General features: G+C 68.3%; 29 protein-coding genes. 16 read left to right on the top strand and 13 right to left on the bottom strand.

Features of this window, described 5'->3' with window-relative positions; all coding sequences use genetic code 11:
• Nucleotides 1-21: 21 nt before the first annotated feature.
• Together BST44_RS04735 and BST44_RS04730 are read left to right on the top strand one after the other, a co-directional pair.
• A complete protein-coding gene (locus tag BST44_RS04735; protein ID WP_083175412.1) occupies nucleotides 22-1329 on the top strand; it encodes an NADH-ubiquinone oxidoreductase-F iron-sulfur binding region domain-containing protein in 1308 nt (435 codons plus the stop codon).
• Nucleotides 1326-1622, top strand: coding sequence for a ferredoxin (locus BST44_RS04730; RefSeq protein ID WP_083175305.1), 297 nt, complete (start codon nucleotides 1326-1328; stop codon nucleotides 1620-1622). Before BST44_RS04735 ends, BST44_RS04730 begins: the two co-directional genes overlap by 4 nt.
• Nucleotides 1623-1636: 14 nt before the next feature.
• On the opposite strand, the gene BST44_RS04725 is transcribed toward BST44_RS04730, so the two are convergent.
• The 3 genes from BST44_RS04725 to BST44_RS04715 are packed head-to-tail and all read right to left on the bottom strand — an operon-like array spanning nucleotide 1637 to nucleotide 4278.
• The gene (locus BST44_RS04725; protein WP_083175304.1) at nucleotides 1637-2593 is read right to left on the bottom strand and encodes a TIGR03564 family F420-dependent LLM class oxidoreductase; all 957 of its coding nucleotides are present in this window, start codon (nucleotides 2591-2593) and stop codon (nucleotides 1637-1639) included.
• A 12-nt stretch (nucleotides 2594-2605) separates the two neighbouring features.
• Nucleotides 2606-3349 carry a hypothetical protein gene (locus tag BST44_RS04720; RefSeq protein WP_083175303.1) on the bottom strand — a complete coding sequence of 248 codons (744 nt, stop codon included), beginning with the start codon at nucleotides 3347-3349 and terminating at the stop codon, nucleotides 2606-2608.
• An 11-nt stretch (nucleotides 3350-3360) separates the two neighbouring features.
• Nucleotides 3361-4278 (bottom strand): NAD-dependent epimerase/dehydratase family protein, encoded by a 918-nt coding sequence (locus BST44_RS04715; protein WP_083175301.1) that lies wholly within the window; start codon nucleotides 4276-4278, stop codon nucleotides 3361-3363.
• Between the two features lie 186 nt (nucleotides 4279-4464).
• On the opposite strand from BST44_RS04715, the gene BST44_RS04710 reads away from it, so the two are divergent.
• From BST44_RS04710 to BST44_RS04685, 6 genes are all read left to right on the top strand, one after another.
• Nucleotides 4465-4785: a hypothetical protein gene (locus BST44_RS04710; RefSeq protein WP_083175300.1), complete on the top strand. Its 321-nt coding sequence runs from the start codon at nucleotides 4465-4467 to the stop codon at nucleotides 4783-4785.
• A 106-nt stretch (nucleotides 4786-4891) separates the two neighbouring features.
• The gene (locus BST44_RS04705) at nucleotides 4892-6547 is read left to right on the top strand and encodes a thiolase C-terminal domain-containing protein (RefSeq protein WP_083175298.1); all 1656 of its coding nucleotides are present in this window, start codon (nucleotides 4892-4894) and stop codon (nucleotides 6545-6547) included.
• Nucleotides 6544-7443 carry an alpha/beta hydrolase gene (locus BST44_RS04700; protein WP_083175297.1) on the top strand — a complete coding sequence of 300 codons (900 nt, stop codon included), beginning with the start codon at nucleotides 6544-6546 and terminating at the stop codon, nucleotides 7441-7443. The genes BST44_RS04705 and BST44_RS04700 overlap by 4 nt, the downstream gene beginning before the upstream one ends.
• Complete coding sequence (locus tag BST44_RS04695; RefSeq protein WP_083175295.1) at nucleotides 7440-8246, top strand: NAD(P)-dependent oxidoreductase; 807 nt, start codon at nucleotides 7440-7442, stop codon at nucleotides 8244-8246. Before BST44_RS04700 ends, BST44_RS04695 begins: the two co-directional genes overlap by 4 nt.
• Before the next feature lie 112 nt (nucleotides 8247-8358).
• Nucleotides 8359-9564 carry a cytochrome P450 gene (locus BST44_RS04690; protein ID WP_083175294.1) on the top strand — a complete coding sequence of 402 codons (1206 nt, stop codon included), beginning with the start codon at nucleotides 8359-8361 and terminating at the stop codon, nucleotides 9562-9564.
• A gap of 8 nt (nucleotides 9565-9572) precedes the next feature.
• Nucleotides 9573-9773, top strand: coding sequence for a ferredoxin (locus tag BST44_RS04685; RefSeq protein WP_007168596.1), 201 nt, complete (start codon nucleotides 9573-9575; stop codon nucleotides 9771-9773).
• A gap of 3 nt (nucleotides 9774-9776) precedes the next feature.
• Here the strand turns inward: BST44_RS04685 and BST44_RS04680 are convergent, their stop codons facing one another.
• The 9 genes from BST44_RS04680 to BST44_RS04640 all read right to left on the bottom strand — a co-directional run bounded on the left by BST44_RS04680 (nucleotide 9777) and on the right by BST44_RS04640 (nucleotide 17437).
• Nucleotides 9777-10010: a DUF1330 domain-containing protein gene (locus tag BST44_RS04680; RefSeq protein ID WP_244184728.1), complete on the bottom strand. Its 234-nt coding sequence runs from the start codon at nucleotides 10008-10010 to the stop codon at nucleotides 9777-9779.
• A 69-nt stretch (nucleotides 10011-10079) separates the two neighbouring features.
• A complete protein-coding gene (locus BST44_RS04675) occupies nucleotides 10080-10268 on the bottom strand; it encodes a ferredoxin (protein WP_083175291.1) in 189 nt (62 codons plus the stop codon).
• Nucleotides 10265-11536, bottom strand: coding sequence for a cytochrome P450 (locus tag BST44_RS04670; protein WP_083175289.1), 1272 nt, complete (start codon nucleotides 11534-11536; stop codon nucleotides 10265-10267). The genes BST44_RS04675 and BST44_RS04670 overlap by 4 nt, the downstream gene beginning before the upstream one ends.
• Nucleotides 11537-11656: 120 nt before the next feature.
• Nucleotides 11657-12172: a hypothetical protein gene (locus BST44_RS04665; protein WP_083175288.1), complete on the bottom strand. Its 516-nt coding sequence runs from the start codon at nucleotides 12170-12172 to the stop codon at nucleotides 11657-11659.
• A 17-nt stretch (nucleotides 12173-12189) separates the two neighbouring features.
• Nucleotides 12190-12783, bottom strand: coding sequence for a TetR/AcrR family transcriptional regulator (locus BST44_RS04660; RefSeq protein WP_083175286.1), 594 nt, complete (start codon nucleotides 12781-12783; stop codon nucleotides 12190-12192).
• 121 nt (nucleotides 12784-12904) lie between these two features.
• A complete protein-coding gene (locus BST44_RS04655) occupies nucleotides 12905-14053 on the bottom strand; it encodes a thiolase family protein (RefSeq protein WP_083175285.1) in 1149 nt (382 codons plus the stop codon).
• Between the two features lie 4 nt (nucleotides 14054-14057).
• Nucleotides 14058-14867: an enoyl-CoA hydratase/isomerase family protein gene (locus BST44_RS04650; RefSeq protein WP_083175283.1), complete on the bottom strand. Its 810-nt coding sequence runs from the start codon at nucleotides 14865-14867 to the stop codon at nucleotides 14058-14060.
• A complete protein-coding gene (locus BST44_RS04645) occupies nucleotides 14864-16030 on the bottom strand; it encodes an acyl-CoA dehydrogenase family protein (RefSeq protein WP_083175410.1) in 1167 nt (388 codons plus the stop codon). Before BST44_RS04645 ends, BST44_RS04650 begins: the two co-directional genes overlap by 4 nt.
• Nucleotides 16031-16138: 108 nt before the next feature.
• The gene (locus BST44_RS04640; RefSeq protein ID WP_083175282.1) at nucleotides 16139-17437 is read right to left on the bottom strand and encodes an amidohydrolase family protein; all 1299 of its coding nucleotides are present in this window, start codon (nucleotides 17435-17437) and stop codon (nucleotides 16139-16141) included.
• A gap of 433 nt (nucleotides 17438-17870) precedes the next feature.
• Here BST44_RS04640 and BST44_RS04635 point away from each other — a divergent pair, with 433 nt between their 5' ends.
• The 8 genes from BST44_RS04635 to BST44_RS04600 all read left to right on the top strand — a co-directional run bounded on the left by BST44_RS04635 (nucleotide 17871) and on the right by BST44_RS04600 (nucleotide 23927).
• Nucleotides 17871-18407: a carboxymuconolactone decarboxylase family protein gene (locus tag BST44_RS04635; RefSeq protein ID WP_083175280.1), complete on the top strand. Its 537-nt coding sequence runs from the start codon at nucleotides 17871-17873 to the stop codon at nucleotides 18405-18407.
• Nucleotides 18408-18420: 13 nt separating this feature from the next.
• Nucleotides 18421-19713: an aromatic ring-hydroxylating oxygenase subunit alpha gene (locus BST44_RS04630; protein WP_083175278.1), complete on the top strand. Its 1293-nt coding sequence runs from the start codon at nucleotides 18421-18423 to the stop codon at nucleotides 19711-19713.
• Nucleotides 19694-20020 carry a hypothetical protein gene (locus BST44_RS04625; RefSeq protein ID WP_083175277.1) on the top strand — a complete coding sequence of 109 codons (327 nt, stop codon included), beginning with the start codon at nucleotides 19694-19696 and terminating at the stop codon, nucleotides 20018-20020. Before BST44_RS04630 ends, BST44_RS04625 begins: the two co-directional genes overlap by 20 nt.
• 3 nt (nucleotides 20021-20023) lie before the next feature.
• The gene (locus BST44_RS04620) at nucleotides 20024-21256 is read left to right on the top strand and encodes a metal-dependent hydrolase family protein (RefSeq protein ID WP_083175275.1); all 1233 of its coding nucleotides are present in this window, start codon (nucleotides 20024-20026) and stop codon (nucleotides 21254-21256) included.
• A complete protein-coding gene (locus tag BST44_RS04615) occupies nucleotides 21228-21662 on the top strand; it encodes a nuclear transport factor 2 family protein (RefSeq protein ID WP_083175274.1) in 435 nt (144 codons plus the stop codon). Before BST44_RS04620 ends, BST44_RS04615 begins: the two co-directional genes overlap by 29 nt.
• A complete protein-coding gene (locus tag BST44_RS04610; protein WP_083175272.1) occupies nucleotides 21659-22756 on the top strand; it encodes an acyl-CoA dehydrogenase family protein in 1098 nt (365 codons plus the stop codon). Before BST44_RS04615 ends, BST44_RS04610 begins: the two co-directional genes overlap by 4 nt.
• A 63-nt stretch (nucleotides 22757-22819) precedes the next feature.
• A complete protein-coding gene (locus BST44_RS04605) occupies nucleotides 22820-23578 on the top strand; it encodes an acyl-CoA dehydrogenase family protein (protein ID WP_439330693.1) in 759 nt (252 codons plus the stop codon).
• A gap of 85 nt (nucleotides 23579-23663) precedes the next feature.
• Nucleotides 23664-23927, top strand: a complete 264-nt coding sequence (locus BST44_RS04600; protein WP_083175409.1) for a DUF4190 domain-containing protein — start codon at nucleotides 23664-23666, stop codon at nucleotides 23925-23927.
• Here BST44_RS04600 and BST44_RS04595 read toward each other — a convergent pair.
• Entirely contained in the window at nucleotides 23924-25099 is a 1176-nt protein-coding gene (locus BST44_RS04595; protein WP_083175269.1) for an acyl-CoA dehydrogenase family protein, read from the bottom strand. The genes BST44_RS04600 and BST44_RS04595 overlap by 4 nt on opposite strands.
• Nucleotides 25100-25199: the final 100 nt, after the last annotated feature.

Genomic DNA, 25199 nt, shown 5'->3' with positions numbered 1-25199 from the left:
CACGACGATGGCGGTCGAGCCGTGAGCACCGCGCAATCCACAACGATCACCACCGCCACCGCCCCGGGTTGTGAACCCCGGCTGCTCTTCGAACGGGCCGGCCGGGCCCGCGAGGACCTCGCGGCCTACCGGCGGCCCGGCGGGTACCGCCCGCTCGCCGACGCCGACGCGCTGCTGGGCGAGGTGGAAGCCGGCGGGCTGGTCGGCCGCGGGGGAGCGGCCTTCCCGCTGGCGGTCAAGCTGCGGGCGGTGCGCGACAACGGACGCGGCGCGGGGGGCGCCGTGGTCGTCGCGAATGGCGAAGAGGGCGAACCGGCTTCGATCAAAGACCGCTGGCTGCTGCGTAACCGGCCGCACCTGATCCTGGACGGACTCCGGTTGGCCGCGGCGATGGTCGGCGCCGATCGCGCCCACGTCTACGTGTCCGACCCGGAGTCGGCGCACAGCGTCGAGACCGCGCTCGGGGAGCTCGAGCCCGGGATCCTCGGCCGTGTCACGGTCGCGATGTCGGCCGTGCAGCCCGGATACGTGGCCGGCGAGGAAACGGCCGCCGTCCGCGCGATCAACGGCGGCCCGGCCAAGCCGACCGACAAGCCGCCCCGCCCGTTCGAGGAGGGCGTCGACGAACTGCCGACCCTGGTCAGCAATGTCGAGACGCTGGCCAACCTGCCCTTCCTGCAGTTCCGTGGGTCGGCGGCATTCCGCGCGCAGGGCACGTCGCTGTCTCCGGGCACCTTCCTGGCCACCATCACCGGTGCCGGCCGGCCGCCCGTTCTCTACGAGCTTCCGCACGGCATGCTGTTCACCGAACTCCTTGCCCTGCATGGTGTTTCGCCGGAGTCGGTGCGCGGGGCGCTGCTTGGCGGCTACTTCGCCGGCCTGCTGGACCGCACCGTGCTCGAGGCGACGCTGGACCATGAGACGATGCGGCGGCTCGGCGCCGGTTTGGGTTGCGGCGCGATCTCGGTGATCACCGACGACTGCCCCGTCGCGGTCGCCGCGTCGGTGCTGGCCTACTTCGACCGCGAGAACGCCGGGCAATGCGGGTCCTGCTTCAACGGGACGGCCGCGATGGCCGCCGCCGCCTGCGCGCTGCGCGACGGCGCCGCGACGACGGAAGACGTGGAGCGGTTGCGGCGCTGGTCGGTTCTGCTGCGCGGACGCGGCGCGTGCGCGACGTTGGACGCGGCCACCAACGTGGCGGCCAGCCTGCTCGGCCGGTTTCCGGGCGAAGTCACCGCGCACCTCGGCGGTACGTGCCCGGACTGCGCCCGCGGCGCATTCCGCGCCGACCGGCCCTACGAGGCGGAAGTGCTGGGGCTCGCGTGAAGATCCGGTTGGACCGCACGGTATGCGACGGCTTCGGCATCTGCGCGAAGTACGCGCCGGGATACTTCTCGCTGGACGACTGGGGTTACGCGTCCCTCATCGGCGATGGCACCGTGGCGGAGGGGGACCGCGACGCGGTCATGCGCGCGCTGATGGACTGCCCGGTGCACGCCATCGCCGAGCTCGGCGAGCGCACCTCCCCCTCCGCGCACCCGCCGCTCACCGACGCGGACGACCCGGCCGAGCGCCTCAAAACCGAAGAGAACGAGGCGGAGTGGGGATTCACGCGTTGAGTCCGCCGCGCTGATCACAACGCCGGACACAGCGACGACAGGAACTCCTGGGTACGGCGTCGCGACGCGGCGCGTTCGGTTGCGTCCCTACCCACGGGGACGATTCGCGCCGCGAGGTCCGTGACGCCCGCGTCGCGGTAGCGGAGCAGCCGGGCGAGGACGGCCGATTCGTCACCGGCCGCCATCGTGTCGCCGACGTCGGCTGAGTCACCGTGCTCGAGCAGTCGCACATAGTTCGGCGAGAAATCCGCGTGCCCGAGCACCTCACTGGCGTAGGCGCGGGCGGCTTCCGTCTCGTCGCTCGCGCACAGCGCCACCGGAACGCCGGCGACGATCCGCGGTGCGGGGTGACCGGCCCGGCCGGCCGCCGCGGTGATGCGCGGCACGACGTGGTCGCCGATCGCCCGCTCGTCGGCCATCCACAAGATCGTGCCGCCGGCCCGCTCACCGGCGAGGCGCAGCATCGCCGGACCGAGCGCGGCCAACAGGACCGGAACCCGGTACCTGTCGGTGACATCCACCGGGGCGTGCACGCGGTAGGTGCCGTTGACGACATCGACGGTCCCCGGACCCGCGAAGGACGCGTCGAGCACGTCGAGATAGTCGCGCATCAGGCCCGCCGGGCGATCGTAGGGCAACCCGAGTTGGCCGTCGATGATCCAGTGGTGCGAGGGCCCGACGCCGAGTGTGAACCGCCCGCCGCACGCGACCTGGGTGGTCAACGCCTGTTGCGCCATGATCATCGGATGGCGGGTTTGAATCGGGACGACCGCCGTGCCGGCCTCGATGCGATGGGTGGCCTGCCCGATCAGCGATACGACGGTCAACGCGTCGAGGTAGCCGGGCACCTGCGGCATCCAAAAGGTCTCGAAACCAGCACTTTCGGCCGCGGTGGCGTCGGCGATCACCCCGGCCAGCCGGTCGGCCCGCGGACGCTCCTTGTCGGACCCGGCCATTATGCCGACGCGCATGCGACCCCGCGGCTAGGGGACATACCGATCCCATTCGTACGGAACCACGGCGAAAAACGGTGCGGCAAAAAGAGGTTCGATGCCCGCCCGCTCCCAGCGCGCCGACAGCGCCGGGCGCAGCCGTTCGGCGGCGTCGACCGGGTCGTCGTCGAGGAAGCAATACGTGATCGACTGGCCCGCCGGGGCGCTCGCCAGGCTCGCGTCGGCCTGACGCGAAACGGCGGACCAGACGCCGGCCACGCCGGCGACGTCCGCCAGCGGGTCGGTCGCCGCCGATCCCCGCTCGACCAACAGGAAGGCGCCGCGCACGGGAAGCCAGGGCAGGACGTCCGATCCCACCCTGACCCGGGGCGCGGCCGCCTTGGTCTGCACCTCGTAGACGCCGCGCTCCACCGGTGGCAGCAGCGGGACTTTGCGGCCGGCCCCGCCGAGCGCCGTGGACAGGTCGTTGAAACCGCGCAGGCCCGCCCGATCGGTGAAGAAGTACGTCATGACGTGGTCGACACGGTCCAACGGCCCGCCGCCGACCGCCCGGGCGGAGCGGCAGGCCGGTGTCGACACCAACCGCAACGAGGCCCGCACCGCGGCCAACCGGTGTTGTTCCGGCCGATGGTCGAGGGTGTGCCAGCGCAGGTACTCGGCGTCCAGCCCGTCGGGATGGCGGGTCGCCATCGACACGAACAGCGTGGTGATCTCGCCCCGGCCGGCGGCGAGGACCTCGGCCACCTGGTCCGACGGCGTTCCGGGAAGCTGCACGGGGAGCCTCCTCATCTCGCCGAATCGCGTTCGGACAGCGCAATTTCGGGGTGCCGGGCCGCGATCATGCGCCGAAATCCCTCGCGCCAGGGCACTTTCGTGCGTCCCAGCACCTCGTGCATGCGGGTGACATCCGGCCATAGCGGGGTGTGTGCGTCGGGCGCGTACTCGAAGATCGGGTCCACTCCGATCAACCGGCCCATGAAGCCGCAGTAATCCTCGGCGCTGACCGTTTCGCTACCGGCCCAGTTGACCACGACCGGCGGCACCGAGGCGACCTCCATCGCGCGGATGCCGAGTCGGACGTAGTCGTCTTCGTAGATCGGGTTGTAGTTGTTCGGCGTGTCGGGATGCAGCCGGATTGGCTTGCCCGCCAGCATCGCCTCGAGCCGGTCGGCGGGGGCGCCGCCCTCGGGTCCATAGGTCGAGCAGATCCGGATGATGGTCAGCGGGATCCGATGATGCCGGGCGACCCAGGTGCACGCCTGCTCCGCCGCGACCTTGGCGAAGCTGTAGTTCGCGCGCAGCGGTACCCCCGGCGGATCGGCCTCGGTCAACGGCCGCCGCCCTTGGTATGCGTAGATCGAGCCGGTTGAACAGAAGACGAAACCCTTGGCGGCGCGGCAGTGGTGGAGCAGGTCGCCGGACCTTTGCGCGTTCGTTTCGACGCAGCGGGTCCAGTCGTCCGCGCCGGGGTCCACCGCCGCGTGGAAGACATAGCCGAAATCGCCCGGGAGGCCGAAAAAGTCCCCCGCACCGATGTCCAGGGCCACCGGTTTGATGCCGGCGTCGACGAGCCGTTGCCGGTCCGCGGGGTCTCTGAGGCGCGCGGCGCCCCATACTTCGTTCGTCGCCGCCAGCGCCCGTGCGAGGGGAAACGCGATCTTGCCCGTCGCGCCGGTGATCAGGATCTTTTCCGCGTCGAGCAACCAGGCCTCCGAATGTGAAGTACTTGATATCCCGCACGAGAGCATAGCGCCAGGGCGGACGGCGACCCCACGGCAGGCGCCGGCGCCGCGTTGCGCCACCACGGACGTTCTTCGCCCTGGTCAGGGCGGTAGTGACGGAATAAGCTGTACGGGCCGAGGTCAGGATGGCCCAATGGGAGGCCCACCATGGAGTGGTTTGTTCGTCGTCTGGCCGCCGTCGTCGCGGTCGCCTTCGCGGCGACGGCCGTCGCGGTGATCGCGACGCCGGGAATCGGCTCGGCGCAGTGCGAGTCCAACATGGCGTTCAATCCGGCGACGCGCGAGTGCAAACCGCCGCCGCCACCACCGCCCTGGTACACACCCCCGCCGCCGTACGCGCCGTCCTTCGCCGGGCAGGACGTGCCGCCTCCCCCGCCGCAGCCGGGGTGGACATCGGCCCCTCCGATGTGGAGCGTCCGCTTCCACCAGTGGGGTGTTTATGTGGGCGGCGCCTGGGTGCCGCTTTGACCAATACCGTCTCGATCGCGCCTGCCTGCGAGTGATAACGTAATTCTCCGATTCGTATAACGGGCCTACCAAGCCACACCGGGCCCGTTCGGCTCGCGGAGGTGACGTGTCAGCAGCACCGGGACGACCGCTGCCCCTGATCACGCAGGACAACGAATTCTTCTGGACCTCGGGCGCCGACGGCACGCTGCGGCTGCAGGAATGTAAGAACTGCGACGCGTTGATCCACCCCCCGGCGCCGGTGTGCCGGTACTGCCGATCGCGCGATATGGGTGTGCGGGCGGTCTCCGGCAAGGCGACGCTGGCCGGCTTCACCGTGAATCACCGGTTCAGCCTGCCGGGCATGCCGGCGCCCTACGTGATCGCCCAGGTCGCCATCGCCGAGGACCCGCGCGTTCGGCTGACCACCAACATCGTGGAGGCCGATCCCGATCGCCTCGAACTCGGCCAACAGGTGGAGGTCGTCTTCGAGCAGGCCGAAGACGTCTGGCTGCCGCTGTTTCGGCCGACCGCGGACACCGAGCGGGCAGCCCTGCCGGACGACGAGATCGCGCCGGAGCGCTTCGGCGATTACGTCCGGCCGATGCTGACCACCGACAAGTTCGAGGACAAGGTCGCGCTGAGCGGCATCGGGATGTCGCCCATCGGTCGCCGGTTGATGCAACCGCCGCTCGCGCTGACCGTGCAGGCGTGTGAGGCGGCGGTCGCCGATGCCGGCCTGACGTTCGCCGACATCGACGGCTTGTCGACCTATCCCGGCGCGATAAATGTCGGCGGCTTCGGAGAGGGCGGCGTCACCGCTCTCGAGGCGGCACTCGGCATCCGGCCGACATGGCACAACGGCGCCATGGAAACGTTCGGTCCGGGCGGATCGCTGATCGCCGCCATGCAGGCGGTCGCCTGCGGCCTCGCCCGCCACGTGCTTTGCTTCCGCACGCTGTGGGAGGCCACCAACGGCGAACTGATGAAGCAGGGCAAGATCATCCCGTCGATGGGCCGGATGTCCGGCTGGCAGATGCCATTTGGCGCAACATCCGCGGCACACACCTTGGCGATGAACGCGCAGCGGCACTTTCACCGATACGGCACCACGAAGGAGACGCTGGGCTGGATCGCGTTGAACCAGCGGGCCAACGCGGAGCTCAATCCGACCGCCGTCTACCGGTCGCCGATGACGATGGACGACTACCTGAACGCGCGGCCCATCACCACGCCCTTCGGTCTCTACGACTGCGACGTGCCGTGCGACGGCGCCATCGCGGTGATCGTCTCGGCCGTCGACGCCGCGCGTGACCTCGCCAAACCGCCCGTGCTGGTGGAGGCGGTGGGCACGCAGATCATCGAGCGAATCGATTGGGACCAAAGCACTTTGACCCATGAGCCGCAGGTACTGGGCCAGGCCGCACACGTGTGGACCCGCACCTCGCTGCGGCCGGCCGACGTCGATATCGCCGAGCTCTACGACGGCTTCACCATGAACTGCCTGTCCTGGATCGAGGCGCTGGGATTCTGCGGAATCGGGGAGGCCAAAGACTTCCTCGACGGCGGCAAGAACATCGCCCGCGACGGCCAGCTGCCGCTCAACACGCACGGCGGCCAGCTTTCGCACGGGCGCACCCACGGCATGGGCCTCGTCCACGAGGCCGTCACCCAGCTCCGCGGGGAGGCCGGTGACCGCCAGGTCGCCGACGCCCGGGTCGGCGTGGTCAGCAGCGGCGGCCTCACGCCCAGCGGTGTGCTGCTGCTGCGGACGGACACATGAGCCAAGCCGCGCCCCGGCCCCGGCTGGTGATCGTCGACGGCGTGCCGATCTCGGCACTGGTCGCCGAGGCCCCCGACCCCAAGGCCGTGATCGTCGCCGTTCACGGCGGAGGCACCACCGCAATCTATTTCGATTGCCCCGGCCACCCGTCGCTGTCCCTGCTGCGGACCGGCGCGGCGGCCGGATTCACCGTGGTGGCGCTCGACCGCCCCGGCTACGGCAGCTCCGCGCCCTACCCGGAGGCGATGGCCCGGCCCGAGCAGCGGGTCGACCTCGCCTACGGGGCGGTGGATCGCATCCTCGGGGACCGACCGCGCGGCGCGGGACTGTTCCTGATGGGCCATTCCGGCGGGTGCGAGCTCGTGCTGCGGATGGGCGCCGACCAGCGTGGAGCCGACCTGCTGGGCATCGAACTGGCCGGCACCGGCCGGCACTATCACGCTGCGGCCCGGGAGATCCTGAAGACGGCGACGCGCGAACGCCGGCCTGCCGGCCTGCGTGAGCTGCTCTGGCATCCGGAACGTCTGTATCCGCCCGAGGTGCTCACCGGCGCCACCGTCTCGCCGACCGCACCGTCCTACGAGGACCAAATGGTGTCCAACTGGGCCCGCCAGGACTTTCCAGCGCTCGCCCCCGCCGTGCGCGTCCCGGTGCAATTCAGCATTGCCGAGCACGAAAAGGTTTGGCAGAACGACGGTTCCGCGATGGAGGAGATCGAAAAGCTGTTCTCCGGTTCGCCGTCGTTCACCGTGCACCGCCAGCCCGACGCGGGACACAACATGAGCCTCGGTCACACCGCGGCCGCCTACCACGCGAGGGTATTCGCGTTCGCCGACGACTGCCTGGCCGCCCGCGCGAAACCCGTCGACACCGAGGGCGACCTGGAGGCGGGATGAGGGTCGGATTCATCGGTCTGGGCAGCCAGGGCGGCCCCATGGCCCGCCGGATCGTCGACGGCGGCTACCAGACGACGCTGTGGGCGCGCAGACCCGCGACCCTCGAGCCGTTCGCCGGCACCGCGGCGGCGATCGCCGAGTCCCCGGCCGCGCTCGCCGCCGCCAGTGACCTGGTCTGCCTGTGCGTCGTGGGCGACGCCGACGTCGACCAGATCGCCGGCGGGCTGTTGGCGGCGATGAAGCCGGGCGGAGTGATCGCGGTGCACAGCACCGTGCACCCCAACACCTGCCGGGAACTCGCGAAGAAGGCCGCCGCCAAGGGTATTTCGGTCGTCGACGCGCCGGTGAGCGGCGGTGGACCGGCGGCCTCCGAGGGGCGCCTGCTGGTGATGGTCGGCGGCGACGCCGACGTCGTCGAGCGTTGCCGCCCCGTCTTCGCCACCTATGCCGACCCGGTCGTGCACCTCGGTGAGCTGGGATCCGGTCAAACCACCAAGCTGCTCAACAACCTGCTCTTCACCGCCCACCTGGGGACCGCGGCCTCCGCGCTGTCGCTTGCCGGCGCGCTCGGCATCGACCTCGACCGTCTCAACGAAGTCGTCTCGCGCAGCAGCGGGAACAGTTTCGCACTCAACGCCCTTGGCGGCATCGGCGGATTGGACCGGCTCGCCGGCGTGGCCGGATCGCTGCTGCAAAAGGACGTCCGCCTGCTGGTCGACCTGGCCGACCGGGCCGGGGTCGGCGGTGGCGCCGTGCTGGAAGCGGCCGACGCCGCGCTGACCTTGATGGGTCACCCACGGTGAGATGTCGGCGTTTCGGTCTTTCCGGTTCGTCACGAAAGTATTACCGTTACCGTTACAGTCAACGACTCGGCTGTAACGGTTTCAGCCCGCCCTCGCCGCTGAGGAGGATTCAGTGACAAAACCGAAGGTCGTCTTCGATCCGTATTCCGAGGACTACTTCAACAATCCGTTCGACATCTACCGGCGGATGCGCGAGGAATCGCCGCTGTATTACGACGAGAAGGAAGACTTCTACGCGCTGACCCGCCACGAAGACGTCGCGGCCGCGTTCAAGGATTTCGAGACGTATTCCTCGGCGCGCGGTTGCGACCTGGCGATGGTGCGCCGCGGGGTGTCGCCCGAGCAGAAGTCCATCATCTTCATGGACCCGCCGGAGCACCGCCACATGCGCAGCCTGCTCAACAAGGCGTTCACCCCGCGCGCGATCCAATCGCAGCGCGAGACCATCGTCGAGGTGATCGACAAATACCTCGGTGCCGCCGACCCCGAAAACTTCGACGTGGTCCAGGACTTCTCCGGGCCGTTCCCGGTGGAAGTCATCACCCGGATGGCCGGGGTGCCCGAGGAATACCGCCAGCAGGTGCGCCACTGGATCGACACCAGCCTGTCCCACGAGCCGGGTCAGATCGAGATCAGCGAAGCCGGCATGCAGGCCAACATCGACACCGCGATGTACTACTTCGGCCTCGTCCAGGAGCGGCGCGTGGAACCGCAGGACGATATGATCAGCCGGTTGATCGCGGCCGAGATCCCCGGCGAAGACGGCCAGCTGCGCAAGCTCGACGACATCGAGATCTGTGGTTTCGCAACGCTTTTGGGTGGCGCTGGCGCCGAGACGGTCACGAAGCTGATGGGCAACGCGGCGGTGATCTTCGCCCGCCACCCCGACCAGTGGCAGAGGCTGCAGGACGACCGCGACAAGATCCCCGGGGCGGTGGAAGAGCTGCTGCGCTACGAGGGGCCGGTGCAGTACAACGTCCGCTACACCCTGAAGGAGGCACACGTCAGCGGCGGGGTGATTCCCCCCGGCAAACCGGTGTTTCTGTGCGGGGCCGCGGCGAACCGCGATCCGGAGGCCTTCACCGACGCCGACACCTTCGACATCGAGCGCGACCAGACCGAGGCGCAGCACCTCGGGCTCGGGTACGGAATTCACAGCTGCCTGGGCGCCGCGCTGGCCCGCCTGGAAAGCCGGATCGCGCTGGAGCGGCTCCTCGACTTCATGCCCCGCTACGAGGTGGACTGGGACGGGTGCAGTCGGGTGAACATGCAAAACGTCGCGGGCTGGAAGAACGTGCCCGTCAAGGTGCTTCGGTAGGGGTCGCCGTGACCAAGAAAATCGAAGTCGACTGGGGCCTGTGCGAGAGCAACGGCGTCTGCATGGGCATCAACCCGGAGATCTTCCTCCTGGGCGACGACGACATGTTGACGGTGCTCCAAGAAGAGGTCACCCCGGAGAACGAGCACGACGTGCGCGAGGCCGTACGTCAGTGCCCCCGGCAGGCCATCTCGATCGTGGGCGAGTAACGATCAGAATCCCGCGAGAATGACGGCGTTGCAGTCGGCCGCCGCCTGGCGGAGTTTCGCCGCCTTCTGATACCCCTCGGACTCGTACCACGCCCGGGCCGCGTCCACCGATTCGAATTCCAGCACGACGGTCTGGTCGCCGTGCCAGCTGCCCTCGATCACCTTGGGAGCGGTGTCCACCGCGAGAATGGTTGCGCCGGCCATCGCCGAACCGGCGGCCCGCGCATAGGCTTTCATGCCCTCCGGGTCCTTGATGGCCTCGGTGAGGATGACGTACCCTTTCGCCACTGAATCTCCTTAACTGGATCAGATTTTGCTGATGGCCTGCTCGGGACAGCACTCGATGGCCTCCCGGGTGGCGGCCTCGAATTCCGTTGGCACGTCGGAGGTTATCGCCTCCGCATAACCGTCGTCGGTGAGGCTGAACACCTCCGGGCACAAGGTGGTGCAGACACCGTGGCCGCGGCAGCGCTGGTCGTCGACTGTCACCTTCATGCCGGCGTGAACTCCAGGTGCAGCTCCGTCAGGCCGCGCAGGATGTAGGTCGGAACGTACTGGTAGCGGCGGTCGTTCGCCGGGCCGTGCGCGCGCTCGTCGATCCTGATGTCGGACGTCCGGTCGAGCAGGCGTTCGATCGCCACCCGCGTTTCGGCGCGCGCCAGCGGCGCGCCCGGGCAGCTGTGGATGCCGCGCCCGAACGAGATGTGCTGGCGGGCGTTCTTGCGGGCGGGGTCGAAGGTGGTGGGGTCCTCGAACCGGCGGGGGTCGCGGTTCGCGGCGGCCTGCACGACCATCACAGTGGTGCCAGCGGGCAGGTCCACCCCACCGACGTTGGCGGGCACCCGATTCAGCCGGAAGTCACCCTTCACCGGGCTCTCGTGGCGCAACGACTCCTCGATGAAGTTGGGAATCAGGCTGCGGTCCTTGCGCAGCTGCGCCTGGATGTCGGGCCGCTCCCCGAGCGTCTGCAGGGCCGCGCCCAGCAGCCGCACCGTCGTCTCCTGGCCCGCCGAGAAGACGTTGCTGGCGACGCGGGCCACGTCCTCGACGTCGGGAATCGAGCCGTCCGGATAGGTGGCGGTGGCCAGGCCGGTGAGCACGTCGTCGCGCGGCCCACGGCGGCGGTCGGAGACGTAGTCGGAGAACAGACCGTAGAGGAACTCCAGCGGGCTGTGCGCCAGCGAGCCCTTGGTGCCGCCGACGCCGCCACCCGAGTGGTCGCGGATGCCCTCGACGAACTTGTCGCGATCTTCCTCCGGTACGCCGAGCAGGTCGGCGATCACCAGCAGGGTGAACGGGCCGGCGAAGCCCTTGATGAACTCGCCGCGGCCGGGCGCGAGGAAGGTGTCGAGCGCCTGGTCGGCGAGCGACCACATCGCGTCCTCGTTCTCCTTGAGGCGCTTGGGGGTGATGAGCCGCATCAGCAGCGAGCGGTGGTTGGTGTGGGTCGGCGGGTCGAGCGTGGGCAGCTGGTCGCTGAACGGCAATTCGTCGCGGTGCTTCTCGATCAAGTCGGTGACGTCGTCACCTTCCAGCGGCACCGGAAAGCCGGGGAACGGACCGGTCACCGAGACGCACGAGGACCACGTCTCGGCGTCGTTGAGCACCGCGCAGGCCTCGTCCCAGCCGGTGATCATCGTGACGCCGTGATGGCCCTCGCGCGTGACGGGGCACTGCCGGCGCAGCGCCTCGTAGTAGGGATACGGGTCTTCGATCAGCTCGCTGCCGCGGAAGAAGTCCAACTCGGAGAATTCGCTCGCCATCTCCTGCTCCTTGAATCTCGGCTAGCGAGAACGCGCCTCTCGCAGATGAGTATTACATTTCCATACGGCAAGGTGGTCGTCAACGAGGGGCGGCGTCCTCGAAGACGCCGATCCGCGGCCTCAGCCGGCGGGAATCAGGTCGGCGGCGACCGACGGCCATGCCAGCAGCCCGCTACGGAAGGTCTCGACGTGACCGATCGCGCCGTGCGGGAGGGCGGCGGCCGCCAGGGCGTGGGCTTTGAACGTGTGGGCGGCCATGCTCAGCCGGTGCTGCACCACGCCGACGCTGTCGTGCAGCTCGGCGGGCCAGTTCTCCCCCCACAGCGTCACCTCGGTGACGCCGTGGTCGAGGGCCCGCAGCACTCCTCGCCGCACCCGGGCGTCGCACCCGAACAGGTCCGCCGCGGCGGCGAGGGCCTGGGGCCGGGGGCGCGATTGCACCGACGCCAGGGCGTCTTCGAGGTCGACCACGCGGGCGCCGAGGATCTGCAGCGGCCGATCGTCGGGATGGTCGGCCAGGTCCATCAGGAGCACGGTGACGTCCCACCCCGCCATCGCCCGGTCGAAGAGCCAACCGCCGGCGAACCGCACCACGTCGTGGACGGTGGCGGCGACCACGTCGAGCCGGTATCTCATGTCCTCCCGCGCCCCTTCTACGGGGCGAAGTCCCGCGCCAGTGCTTCGGCGTACTGCTTGAACGCCTCGGTTAGCGGTATCGATGGATCGAGCAACCATGTGGTTTCCATTCCGTGGACGAAGGCGAGAATTTCCACTGCCTTGACGGCGGGGTCGATGTCCGAGCGGTACCGGCCATCCGCCTGACCGCGGCGGATGAGGTCGGCGACGATGTCGGTGGCGGCGCGGTGCCGCGCCAGCATCCGGTCGTGCAGCGGGGCGTCGGGAAGGATGTTTTCGACGAGCAACACCGTGAACGTGCCGACGAGTTCGGGCGCCCGGCTGAACCGGTCGGCGACCTGAGCGATCTGGTCGAACAGATCGCCCGTCCGGTCGGCGTGGAGGTCGTCGTCGAGGTCGCGGGCGTCGAGGACCGCGTGCAGCAGCTGTTCTTTCGACTCGAAATGATGCAGCAGCCCCGCGGGGGTGACCCCGGCCTCGCCGGCGATCTGGGCGAGGGTGGTGCTGCGCCAGCCGTTGCGCGTGAGCAGCCGTTGCGCGACGTCGAGGATCCGCTGCTTGCGGTCCTCGCCTTTGGCGAGCAGCGTGTCGTATCGCCGTGCGTCGGGCACCGGACTCCTTCGGCCGATTAGCGGGCTGAACCAACCTAGTGAACACACAGTAGGTTAGTTTCCGCCGCTGTGACAAGGGTCACGCGGGGTGTGGCTTTTCGGCTTGCGGGGTGGGCGCGCCTCAGCGCACGAGCTCGACCAGGGTGGCGTTGGCGGTGCCGCCGCCCTCGCACATGGTCTGCAGCCCGTAGCGAATCCCGTTGTCACGCATGTGGTTCGCCATCCGTGTCATCAACACCGCGCCGGACGCGCCCAGCGGGTGCCCCAGCGCGATCGCGCCGCCGAGCGGGTTGACCCGCCCCGGGTCCGCCCCGGTCTCGGCGATCCACGCCAGCGGCACCGGCGCGAAGGCCTCGTTCACTTCGAACGCGCCCACCTCGGCCAGTGCCACGCCGGCCTTCTTCAACACCTTCTCCGTGGCGGGGATCGGCCCGGTGAGCATCAGCACCGGATCCGCCCCGGTCACCGCGCCCGCCAGGTAGCGCACCAGCGGGGTCAGCCCCAACTCGACCGCCATTTCGGCCGTCGTCACCAGCAGCGCGGCCGCGCCGTCGGAGATCTGCGAGGAGTTGCCCGCGTGGATCACCCCGTCATCGGTGAAGGCCGGCTTGAGTCCGCTCAGCTTCTCGACCGTGGTCCCCCGCCGGATGCCCTCGTCGACGGCGACGACGGTGCCGTCGTCGGTGAAGACCGGCACGATCTGGCCGGCGAACGCGCCGCCATCCTGCGCCGCGGCGGCCCGTGCGTGGGACTGGGCGGAGTACTCGTCGAGCCGGGTCCGCGAGAATCCCCATTTCTTGGCGATCATCTCCGCCGACAGCCCCTGGTTGAACGAGAAGTCGTCATACCGGGCCAGGACCTTCGGTCCGTACGGCATGCCGGTCGCCCGCGCCGAACCGAGCGGAACGCGGCTCATCACCTCGACGCCGCCGGCGACGACGACGTCCTGCTGGCCGGACATCACCGCCTGCACCGCGAAGTCGAGCGCCTGCTGGCTCGAACCGCACGCGCGGTTGACGGTGGTCCCCGGGATCGTCTCCGGCCAGCCGGCGGCCAGCACCGCGTAGCGGCCGATGTTGCTGGACTGGTCACCGACCTGGGACACGCAGCCCCAGATCACGTCGTCGACGATCTCCGGGCCCACTCCGGCGCGCTGCAACAGTTCGTTGAGGACGACGGCGGACAGGTCGGCCGCGTGCATCCCGGACAGGCCGCCGTTGCGCTTGCCCACGGCGGTGCGCACGGCTTCGACGATGACTGTTTCCCGCATATCCCTACTCCGCTTCCCTGGATTTCGACAACGCCCACCGGCCAGTAAACGACGGCTCCCGCCGCTCCGCGAAGGCGGCATACGCGGCGGCCGCGTCGGCCGTCGCGAAATTGCCCACCTGGGCACGGGCCTCGTTGGCCAGCGCCTCGCGCATGGTGCTGTCGGCGCCCTCGTTCAGCAGGGCCTTGGTGTGGGCGAGGGCGACGGGCGGACCGGCCGCCAGCCGGCCGGCGAGCTCGTCGACGAAGGCGTCGATCTCCGCACCCGGCACCACCCACGTCACCAGGTCGAGGGCGTACGCCTCTCCGGCATCGATCGTCTCGGCCAGCAGCGCCAGCCGCTTGGCCTGTTGCAGACCGACGAGTTTGGGCAGCAACCACGATCCGCCGAGATCGATCGACAGGCCGCGCTTGGAGAAGATCTGGCAGAACGTGGCTTCCGGTGTGGCGACCACCAAGTCGCAGCCGAGCGCGAGGTTCCAGCCCGCCCCCACGGCCACCCCGGTGACCTTGGCGACGGTCGGTATCGCGAGCTCGTGCAGGGCCAGCGCCACGTCGGTCAGCCGCTGCAGCTTGTGGTTCGGGTGGATGTCTTCCGGGATCGAGATGTCGGCCCCGGAACAGAAGCTGCCGCCGGCGCCGGTGAGCACGAGGGCGCGCACGCCGCGGTCGCGACCGGTGGCGTGCAGGGCATCGCGCAGCGCGATCCACAATTCGGGGTTGATCGCATTCTTGCGGCGCGGACGGTTGAGGGTCAGCGTGCGCACTCCGTCGCGGTCGTGCGACAGCAGCACGGGACCGTCGGTCGCGGTCAATAGCTCCTCGGCAATTTCAGCACGTTGGATCCCAGGAAGTTCAGGATCATCTCCTGGCTGACCGGCGCGATTTTCATCAGCCGGGCCTCGCGGAAGTAGCGGGTGATGTGGTACTCCTCCGCGTAACCCATGCCGCCGTGGGTCTGCAACGCCCGGTCCGCGGCGGCGAAGCCCGCGTCGGCGCACAGGTATTTCGCGGTATTCGCCTCGCGCCCACAGGGTTTGCCGTTGTCGTATAGCCAGGTGGCCTTGCGCAACATCAGCTCGGCGGCGTCGAGGCGTGCCAGCGAGTCGGCGAGCGGGAACTGCAGGCCCTGGTTCATACCGATGGGCCGGCCGAAGACCTCACGCTCGTTGCCGTATTTGACCGCCTTGTCCAGCGCCACCCGGCCGATGCCGAGCGCCTCGGCGGCGATCAGCATCCGCTCCGGGTTGAGGCCGTCGAGGATGTACTGAAAGCCCTTGCCTTCCTCGCCGATTCGGTCCTCGACCGGGACCTCGAGATTGTCGATGAACAACTCGTTGGAGCTGACGGCGTTGCGTCCCATCTTGCGGATGGGGCGGACGTCGACGCGGCTGCGGTCGAGATCGGTGATGAACAGCGTCATCCCGTCGGTCTTCTTGGTGACTTCGTCATAGCTTTGGGTGCGGGTGAGCAGCAGGATCTTGTCGGACTCCATGGCTTTGGAGATCCACACCTTGCGCCCGTTGACGATGTAGCGGTCACCGTCGCGTTTGGCGAAGGTGGTGATCCGCGAGGTGTCCAGCCCGGCACCGGGTTCGGTCACGCCGAAGCAGACATGCACCTCGCCGGTCGCGACCTTGGGCAGCGTGCGCGCCTTGAGGTCGTCCGACCCGTGGACGACCACGGGTTGCATGCCGAAGATCGACAGGTGAATCGAGCTGGCGGCGTTCATGGCGCCGCCGGATTTCGCGACCTCCTCGAGCAGGATGGTGGCTTCGGTGATGCCCAGGCCGTGACCGCCGTACTCGGTGGGGATCGTCATGCCCAGCCACCCGCCCCGGGCTATGGCGTCGTAGAACTCGGTGGGAAATTCGTGCGCCTGGTCCTTTTCCATCCAGTATTGGTCGTCGAATTTCCCCGCCAACTCGGCGACCGACCTGCGGATCAATTCCTGGTCGTCCGTCAGCTCGAAGTTCATGCCCTCGCCGGGCATCGGCGCCTCCTTATTCAGCGCGAGCAGACGCAAACTCGCGCAGCGTCGGCCCGAATTACGCGAGTTTGCGTCTGCTCGCGGGACTGGGGACCCTTAGTCCTTGTTGCCGGACAGGGCCTTCGCGTTTGCCGCGAATTCCGCGAAGGACGAGCCGCCCCGGCTGTCCTTGTCGTGGCCCTTCGCCTTGATGGACACGTCGTGCCCCTCGGCGGCCTTGCGCAGCGCGCCGACCGTCGCCTGCTCGCGCGAAATATGGGTGAACGGGTCGAACGAGTACCAGCGCATGGCGTTCTCGTGCGTCATCTTGTTGATCTCATCGTCGGGAACGTTGTTCAGCGACAACACATCCCACAGCTCTTCCGGCGCCCCCGGCCACATCGAGTCGCTGTGCGGGTAGTCAGCCTCCCAGCAGATGTTGTCGATGCCGATCATGTTCCGCAGCGCCACTCCGACCTTGTCGCTGATGAAGCAGGTCAGGAAGTGGTCGCGGAACACCTCGCTGGGCAGCTTGCCGTTGAAGTTCTGGTGCGTCCAGGCCGAGTGCATCTCGTAGGTCCGGTCGGCGCGCTCCAGGAAGTAGGGAATCCAGCCGGTTCCGCCCTCGGACAGGGCGATCTTGAGGTCCGGATACTCCTTGATCGGCCGCGACCACAACAGGTCCGCGGCGGCCTGCACGATGTTCATCGGCTGCAGCGTGATCATCACGTCCATCGGCGCGTCCGGCGCGGTGATGGCCAACCGGCCCGAGGAACCGATGTGCACGTTCATCACGGTGTCGGTGTCCACCAACGCCTCCCACAGCGGGTTCCAGTACGCGTCGTGGAAGCTGGGATAGCCCATCGCCGCGGGGTTTTCGGTGAAGGTCAGCGCGTGCACGCCCTTCTTCGACACTCGGCGCACCTCGGCGGCGCACGCCTCGGCGTCCCAGATCACCGGGATCGCCATCGGGATGAACCGCGCGGGGTAGGCGCCGCACCACTCGTCGATGTGCCAGTCGTTGTAGGCCTGCACCAGGGCGATCGAGAAGTCGTTGTCGTCGGTGGCGAACAGCCGCCCGGCGAAGCCCGGGAAGGACGGGAAGCAGATCGAGGCCAGGATGCCGCCGGCGTTCATGTCCTTGACGCGCTCGTCGACGTTGTAGCAACCCGGCCGGATCTCGTCGAGCCCCGTCGGCTCGATGCCGTACTCCTCCTTCGGCCGGCCGGCGACCGCGTTGAGCGCGACGTTGGGGATGACCGTGTCTCGGAACTTCCACATGTCCGAACCGTCGGCGTTGTGCACCAGCCGCGGCGCGTCGTCCTGGTACTTCTTCGGCAAGTGGTTCTTGAACATATCCGGCGGCTCGACGGTGTGGTCGTCGACGCTGATCAGGATCATGTCTTCTTTGTTCATGGCCGTTGCCCTTCCATCGGGTCCGTCTATTCGATTCCGCTCCCACGCAGCCTCGGCGAATCGCTGTCCCGTGCCAAGATCACTAAAATGAAAACTATCTTCTCGCCATGCGAGAATCAACATCCAGCGGAGGCGGCGACCGGCCTTGATCGCCTGACCGGGGACGGAACGAACCGATTGGTTGGCTACCCCGGAGCGCTGATCCGTCCGGGTAGCCGACGTCGTTGCGGACGGGCCGGGCGCGGCCGTCGACGTCTTCGCTGCAAGGCGGCCGTTTCGGTGGTCGGGTGCGCGCGCGGCGCCCCGACCGTGCGCGCCACCGCCCGCCGGCATTGACCGGCCGGGCGATTCGTGCAACTCTATTGGTTAGAAATGAGAATACGATTCTCCGTGGCCGAGAGGTAGCCGGGAGGATGGCGAGAGGAGAGCACGGATGCGGTTGCCGCCGCTGCCGGCCGACCAGTGGGACGAAGCGACCCACAAGGCGCTCTCGGCAATGCGTGACCCGGCCGCCAACAACGCGCTCAGCACCCTGGCCCACCACCCGGCGCTGGCCAAGGCATTTCTGCGGTTCAACGTTCACCTCTTGACCTCGTCCACCCTGCCGGCGCGCGTCCGCGAACTGGCCATCCTGCGGGTGGCGCATCGTCGAGAATGCGCCTACGAGTGGTTTCACCACGTCAGCATGGCCAAGGCCGAGGGAATCACGGAAGACCAGATCGCCGCCGTACGTGGTGATGCCCGCGAGGACGCCGGCCACGTCGACGAGTTCGATCGCGCAGTGATCACCGCCGTCGACGAACTCGACGACAAATCGCGACTGTCCGACGAGACCTGGGCCGCACTCGGCGGGCGCCTCGATGACCGACAGCGGATGGATTTCGTCTTCACGGTCGGCTGCTACGCCACTCTGGCCATGGCCTTCAACACTTTTGGCGTACAGCCCGAGAACGCCGATCGCAACCACTAAGAGAGGTAGAAAGGTGCCCCACTTCCCCAAGCCGGCTGCAGGCAGCTGGACACAGAACTACCCCGAACTCGGCACGGCGCCTGTCGACTACACCGACTCGATCGACCCGGCGTTCTTCGAGGCCGAGCGCGAAGCGATCTTCCGGAAGACCTGGCTCAACGTCGGCCGGGTCGAGCGACTGCCCCGCGCCGGCAGCTACTTCACCAGGGAACTGCCGTCGGCCGGCAAGGGCACGTCGGTGATCATCGTCAAGACTAAGGACGGCTCGGTCAAGGCGTTTCACAACGTCTGCCGCCACCGCGGAAACAAGTTGGTGTGGAACGACTTTCCCAACGAGGAGACCTCCGGCACCTGCCGCCAGTTCACCTGCAAGTACCACGCCTGGCGCTACAGCCTCGACGGTGACCTCACCTTCGTCCAACAGGAAGAGGAGTTCTTCGACCTCGACAAGGACAACTTCGGCCTGGCGCCGGTCCGATGCGAGGTGTGGGAAGGCTTCATCTTCATCAACTTCGACCACAATGCGGCGCCGCTGACCGACTACCTCGGGCCGCTGGCCAAGAGCATCGAGGGCTACCCCTTCGGGGAGATGACGGAGACCTACTCTTACCGCGCCGAGGTCGGCAGCAACTGGAAGCTGTTCATCGACGCGTTCGTCGAGTTCTACCACGCGCCGATCCTGCACCAGGGGCAGTACACCAAGGAGGAAGCCGCCAAGATCCAGAAGTTCGGTTATGAGGCGCTGCACTACGAGTTGGCCGGCCCGCACAGCCTGCAGTCGACCTGGGGTGGTCAGGCGCCGCCGCCGGACATGTCCATGGTCAAGCCGATGGACCAGGTGTTGCGCAGCGGTTTGTTCGGTCCCTGGGACAAGCCGGAGGTCATCGAGAAGCTGGAGCTGCCACCGGGTGTCAACGTGAAGCGGGTGCCGCAGTGGGGCATCGACTCGTGGCTCTTCTACCCGAACTTCATGCTGCTGATCTGGGAGCCGGGCTGGTTCCTGACCTACCACTACTGGCCCACGGCGGTGGACAAGCACGTCTTCGAGTGCACGCTGTATTTCGTCCCGCCGCGCAATGCGCGGGAGCGCCTGGCCCAGGAGCTGGCCGCCGTGACATTCAAGGAGTACGCGCTGCAGGATGCCAACACGCTGGAAGCGACCCAGACCATGATCGGCACGCGGGCCGTCAAGGAGTTCCTGCTGTGCGACCAGGAAGTCTTGATCCGCCATCTGCACAAGACGACCGGCGACTTTGTAGCTAATTGGGCGAAGGAGTACCAGGGCAATGGCAAAATTACCGTCTGAATTCGCGGACCTGGAGCCCTATTTGGATTGGAACCTGGCGACCGAGCCCGAGCGCTACGCCAAGCGGCTGTCCTCGACGATGGCCGAGATGCAGGCCTTCTACGACGTGGCCTTTCCCCGCCTCAACGACGTGATCGCCTACTGTGACAAATACCCACTCGACGATCTTCCCGATGACGCAAGGGCTCTCATGCACATCATGCAGTCACTGGTCATGGTGTCGTTCCCGATCGAGGCGTGGAAGCAGCCGCGGGTGCCGGACAGCGGCGCCGCCTGGGTCGAGTGCATCCGGGAGCCGGTGATCTGACCGGTGTTCACGCTCAAGGCCGCCGGGCTGCTCGACATCGACGCCGGCGAGATCGTGTCTCCCGGTGTCGTGCAGGTCGAGGGCGACCGGATCACGGGTGTGGGAGGTGAGCCCGCCGGTGACGTGATCGACCTCGGCGACCACATCCTGCTGCCGGGCCTGATGGACATGGAGGTCAACCTGTTGATGGGTGGCCGTGGCGAAAAGCCCGGGCTGTCCCAGGTTCAAGACGATCCGCCGACGCGGGTGCTGCGCGCGGTCGGCAACTCTCGGCGCACGCTGCGTGCCGGGTTCACGACCGTGCGCAACCTCGGCCTGTTCGTCAAGACCGGCGGGTACCTGTTGGACGTCGCGCTGGGCAAGGCGATTGACGCCGGCTGGATCGACGGACCCCACGTGGTGCCCGCCGGGCACGCGATCACGCCGACGGGGGGCCACCTGGACCCGACGATGTTCGCGGCGTTCGCGCCCCATGCGCTGGAGCTCACCGTCGAGGAGGGCATCGCCAACGGCATCGACGAGATCCGCAAAGCGGTGCGCTACCAGATCAAACACGGCGCCGAGCTGATCAAGGTCTGCTGCTCGGGCGGGGTGATGTCACTGACCGGTCCGCCTGGCGCGCAACACTATTCGGACGAGGAGTTGCGCGCGATCGTGGACGAGGCGCACCGCCGTGGGCTGCGCGTCGCCGCGCACACGCACGGCGCCGACGCGGTCATGCACGCCGTCGACGCCGGTATCGACTGCATCGAGCACGGCTTCTTGATCGACGACGAAGCCATCGCGTCCATGGTCGAGCACGGCACCTTCCTGGTGAGCACCCGGCGCCTGGCCGACGGCGATGCGATGGACGTCTCCCACGCCCCGCCCGAGCTGCAGGCCAAGGCCGCCGAGATGTTCCCCAAGGCGCGGACCTCCATACTGGCCGCTTACGAAGCCGGGGTGAAGATCGCGGTCGGCACCGACGCACCCGCGATCCCGCACGGACGCAACGCCGACGAGCTGGTCACCCTGGTCAACTGGGGGCTGCCGCCGCTGGCGGTGCTGCGGGCGGCGACGGTGACCGCGGCCGAGCTGATCAACTCGACCGACCGCGGCCGGCTCGCGCCGGGCCAGCGCGCCGACATCATCGCGGTCTCCGGAAACCCGTTGGAAGACATCACCGTTACCCAGAACGTGCGCTTTGTCATGAAAGGCGGCAAGGTCTATGTCAATAAGTCAGCCAACCCGAACTGACGACCTGGTCGAGATCCAGCAGCTGCTGGCCCGCTACGCGGTCACCATCACCCAGGAAGACATCGACGGCCTCATCGGGGTGTTCACACCGGACGGCACCTACAGCGCCTTCGGCTCCACCTACACCTTGGACCGGTTCCCCGAGCTGGTGGCGGCGGCCCCGAAGGGCTTGTTCCTCACCGGGACCGCCTTGATCGACGACCTCGACGAAAATTCCGCGAGCGGCACGCAGCCGCTGTGCTTCATCGACCATGCGACCCACGACATGCGGATCGGCTACTACCGCGACACCTACGCCCGCACTTCCGACGGGTGGCGGCTGAAAACCCGTGCCATGACGTTCATCCGCCGCAGCGGCGTGCACGACTCCGGGCGCCCGCACGCCGTCGGCCGCCCCACGCCGTGAATGTCGAGGAGTTCCGGGCGGGTTTACGCTCGTGGCTCGACGACAATGACCTGACCCCCGGGCCCGATCACTCGCTGCAGGCCCACATGCGGCAGTTCGCCCGGGTCAGCCGCGCCCTCTACGACGCCGACTGGATGCGCTACGGCTGGCCCACCGAGGTCGGCGGGTTGGGCGGTCCCGCCGTGTTGCGCGCGATCGTCGGCGAGGAGGTCGTCGGTCGCCGTCTCGCCGAACCCGGCCCGTATTCGATGCTCGAGGTGCTCGCGCCCACCATGATCGATTACGCCCCACCGGGGCTCGCCGCCGAAATGGTGCCGCGGCTGCTGCGCGGCGAAGAGCAATGGTGCCAGGGCTTTTCCGAGCCGGGGTCCGGCAGCGACCTGGCCTCGCTGACCACCCGCGCGACGCGGCAAGGCGACGACTGGATCGTCAACGGGCAGAAGGTGTGGACCAGCTTCGCGCAGTTCTCGACGCGCTGCGTGCTGCTCACCCGCACCGCGCCCGGCCACGACGGGATCACCGCCTTCTTCGTCGACCTCGACACTCCCGGTATCACCATCCGGCCGCTGCGGACCATGCACGGGGTCGACGAATTCTGCGAGGTCTATTACGACGACGTGGTGATCCCGGGGAGCCGGATGCTCGGCAAGCCGGGAGACGGCTGGCGACTCGCGATGGACCTGCTGCCCTACGAGCGGTCCACCTGCTTCTGGCAGCGCATCGCTTACCTGTACTCCCGCTTCGACGACCTCATCGCGCAGGCCTCCGATGCCGGCGAACCGGACGAATCCGCTCTTGGCGCAGCCTATCTGGCGCTGCACACGCTGCGTTGCCGATCCCGCGACACCCAGCACCGGCTGCGCGACGGCGCCCGGCTGGGGCCGGACACCTCCATTGACAAGGTGCTGCTCGCCGGCGCCGAGCAACGGCTCTACGACACCGTCCGCGACCTGCTGCCCGGAACGATCGAGCTCGACGGCACCCCCTGGCGCGCGGAATACCTGTATTCGCGCGCGGCGACCATCTACGGCGGTACCGCCGAGATCCAGCGCAACATCATCGCTCGGCGGCTGCTCGACCTAGGGAAGGAGTGAACCGTGGACGACAGCACGGATCCCGAGTCGCTGCGCCTGCTGGAGGGTTCGCTGCGGACGACGATGGCGGCCGCGTCGGGCGCCAAGCTCGACGCGGCGCTGACCGAGCTGGGCTGGCACGACATGCTCGACGAGATGCCCGGGGTCGCCGCGCCTCTGGTCTTCCGGCTGCTCGGCGAGACCGGTGCCCACGCACCGGTGCTCAACGACGTGCTGGCGCGTGCGGCCGGTGCGCCGCCCGGCGGGGCCATGCCGCTCCCGTTCGCCGGCGGCTCCTGGGTGATCTGGGAGCGCGGCGAGGGCGCCGACGCGGCGATCGACGAGTCGCTACCGATCCGCCTTGTGCCGCAGGGCAATCCGCTGCCGGGGCCCGCGCTGGCGGCCGGGCGGCGGGCACTGGGCTGGTGGTTGGTCGGCGCCGGCCGGGCCATGCTCTGGCTGGCGCGCCGGCACGCCCTCGACCGCGTTCAATTCGGGCGGCACATCAGCTCGTTCCAGGCGATCCGGCACCGGCTGGCCGAGACACTGGTCGCGATCGAGGGTGCCGAGGCGACGCTGCACACCGCCGAGCAGGTCGACGCTCACGACGGGCTGGCCTCGCTGCTGGCGAAAGCCGCCGCCGGCCAGGCCGCGCTGACCGCCGCCCGGCACTGCCAGCAGGTGCTCGGAGGCTTCGGCTTCACCGCCGAGCACCCGCTGCACCACCATGTCAAACGGTCGCTGATCCTGGACGGGCTGCTCGGCAGCGCCCGCGAGTTGACCCGCGAAGCCGGAAAGGCTCTCGTGGACAAGCGGTCTGCGCCTCGCCTGGCGCAGTTGTAGTCGGGCGCGCCCCGGAATTCTTGTCGCGGAGGAGACCGACGATCCTGCGCGTAGACTTCGGCTGGCCGACAAGAGGATGGAACTGATGAGCCAACCGGAGCAACCCCGAAACGAGATGGGGGTCGCTTCGCTGCTCGTGGGGCTGATCGCGCTCGTCACGTGCTCGCTGCTGGTCGGGGTGCCCTTCGGGATCGCGGCGGTGATCACGGGCGACATCGCGCGCAGGCGGGTGCAGCGAGGCGAAGCGGACAACCCGCGAATGGCGTTGGCCGGCATGCTGTTAGGCGCCGTGTCGATCGCGGCCGGGCTCGTCGCGATCGGTTACTACGCCCGGTTGGATGCCCGCTAGTTGCGCGGCAGTCCGAGCACCCGTTCGGCGACGATGTTCCGCTGGATTTCCGAGGTGCCGCCGGCAATCGTCGCGGCGAAGCTGCGCGCGTATCGGTCGAACCAGCTGCGGTAGTGGCTGTCGAGGTTCAGCGGGGCGAACGGGGCGGTCACCGCCCGGTACACGAGCCCGTCCGCGCGCGCGGCGTCCAGCGCGTCCTCCGAGGCCCGCTGCAGGGCCTCGGAACCGAGCAGCTTGAGCACCGACTGGGCGGGCACGTCCTCTTCGCCGCGGGCGGCCCGCGACAACGCCGCGGATCCCAGGAGCCGCAGCGCGTAGGCGTCCATCACCAGGGACGCGTAGCGATCCCGCTGCAGCGGGCCTGCCGGGCGGAAATCGATGCTCAGTTCGTGCAATAGGTCGACGTAGCCCATCCAGAGCATGACGCGTTCGTGCCCCAGGGAACCGGTGGCCACCCGCCAACCCTCGTTGAGCTGACCCACCAGGTTTTCCGCCGGCACGCGCACGTCGGTGAAGAACACCTCGTTGAAGTCGACTTCGTCGCCGTCGCACATCGACGCGAACGGGCGGCGCACCACGCCGGGCGCATCGGTCGGGATCAGCAGCACGCTGATCCCCTTGTGCTTCGGTGCCTTTGGGTCGGTGCGCACGAAGGTCAGCAGCACGTCGGCATCGTGGGCGCCCGACGTCCACACCTTCTGCCCGTTGACGACGAAGTGGTCACCGTCGAGCACCGCCCGAGTTTTGAGCGACGCGAGGTCGGAGCCCGCGCCGGGTTCGCTCATTCCCAGCGAGGCGGTCAGCTCCGCTCGCAGGATCGGCACCGCCCAGCGTTGCTTTTGTTCGGGCGTACCGAAGCTCAGCAATGACGCCGCAATGATGCCCACCCCTTGCGGATTGAAGCTTTGATAGATGCGCCGCCGCCCCAGTTCCTCCAAGTAGACGTATTGCTGCAACAGCGTGGCGTTGCGTCCGCCGAACTCGGGCGGATTGCCGGGGAGCAACCACCCGCTGTCGAACAGCAGCCGTTGCCAGCGGCGGGCCCATTCCGGCACGTGCGAGCTGGAGCGGGGCCGTTCGGACGCCTCGGCCTCGGAGGGCAGATGCGCCTGAAGGAAGGCGACGAATTCGGAGCGGAACGCCTCCACGTCGGCGTCGAAGGTGAGCTGCACGCGACTCCCCGAAACGGTCGTGAGCGCTGTCCGGCATCGGTAGATCATCGTTTCCGCCGACGGCGCGGTCCGCTCTTATGATTACGCTTCCATACACACG

The organism is Mycobacterium scrofulaceum (assembly GCF_002086735.1).
Classification (GTDB): domain Bacteria; phylum Actinomycetota; class Actinomycetes; order Mycobacteriales; family Mycobacteriaceae; genus Mycobacterium; species Mycobacterium scrofulaceum.
Note: the sequence above shows the minus strand (reverse complement) of the source record. Positions and strands in the feature narration are given on the sequence as shown.

Coding starts and splice junctions, on each gene's coding strand:
- BST44_RS04725 (WP_083175304.1), bottom strand. CDS start 2,593: ATGCGCGTCGGCATAATGGCCGGGTCCGACAAGGAGCGTCCGCGGGCC.
- BST44_RS04710 (WP_083175300.1), top strand. CDS start 4,465: ATGGAGTGGTTTGTTCGTCGTCTGGCCGCCGTCGTCGCGGTCGCCTTC.
- BST44_RS04700 (WP_083175297.1), top strand. CDS start 6,544: ATGAGCCAAGCCGCGCCCCGGCCCCGGCTGGTGATCGTCGACGGCGTG.
- BST44_RS04695 (WP_083175295.1), top strand. CDS start 7,440: ATGAGGGTCGGATTCATCGGTCTGGGCAGCCAGGGCGGCCCCATGGCC.
- BST44_RS04680 (WP_244184728.1), bottom strand. CDS start 10,010: ATGAAAGCCTATGCGCGGGCCGCCGGTTCGGCGATGGCCGGCGCAACC.
- BST44_RS04675 (WP_083175291.1), bottom strand. CDS start 10,268: ATGAAGGTGACAGTCGACGACCAGCGCTGCCGCGGCCACGGTGTCTGC.
- BST44_RS04670 (WP_083175289.1), bottom strand. CDS start 11,536: ATGGCGAGCGAATTCTCCGAGTTGGACTTCTTCCGCGGCAGCGAGCTG.
- BST44_RS04665 (WP_083175288.1), bottom strand. CDS start 12,172: ATGAGATACCGGCTCGACGTGGTCGCCGCCACCGTCCACGACGTGGTG.
- BST44_RS04655 (WP_083175285.1), bottom strand. CDS start 14,053: ATGCGGGAAACAGTCATCGTCGAAGCCGTGCGCACCGCCGTGGGCAAG.
- BST44_RS04645 (WP_083175410.1), bottom strand. CDS start 16,030: ATGAACTTCGAGCTGACGGACGACCAGGAATTGATCCGCAGGTCGGTC.
- BST44_RS04640 (WP_083175282.1), bottom strand. CDS start 17,437: ATGAACAAAGAAGACATGATCCTGATCAGCGTCGACGACCACACCGTC.
- BST44_RS04635 (WP_083175280.1), top strand. CDS start 17,871: ATGCGGTTGCCGCCGCTGCCGGCCGACCAGTGGGACGAAGCGACCCAC.
- BST44_RS04625 (WP_083175277.1), top strand. CDS start 19,694: ATGGCAAAATTACCGTCTGAATTCGCGGACCTGGAGCCCTATTTGGAT.
- BST44_RS04615 (WP_083175274.1), top strand. CDS start 21,228: ATGTCAATAAGTCAGCCAACCCGAACTGACGACCTGGTCGAGATCCAG.
- BST44_RS04605 (WP_439330693.1), top strand. CDS start 22,820: ATGGCGGCCGCGTCGGGCGCCAAGCTCGACGCGGCGCTGACCGAGCTG.
- BST44_RS04600 (WP_083175409.1), top strand. CDS start 23,664: ATGAGCCAACCGGAGCAACCCCGAAACGAGATGGGGGTCGCTTCGCTG.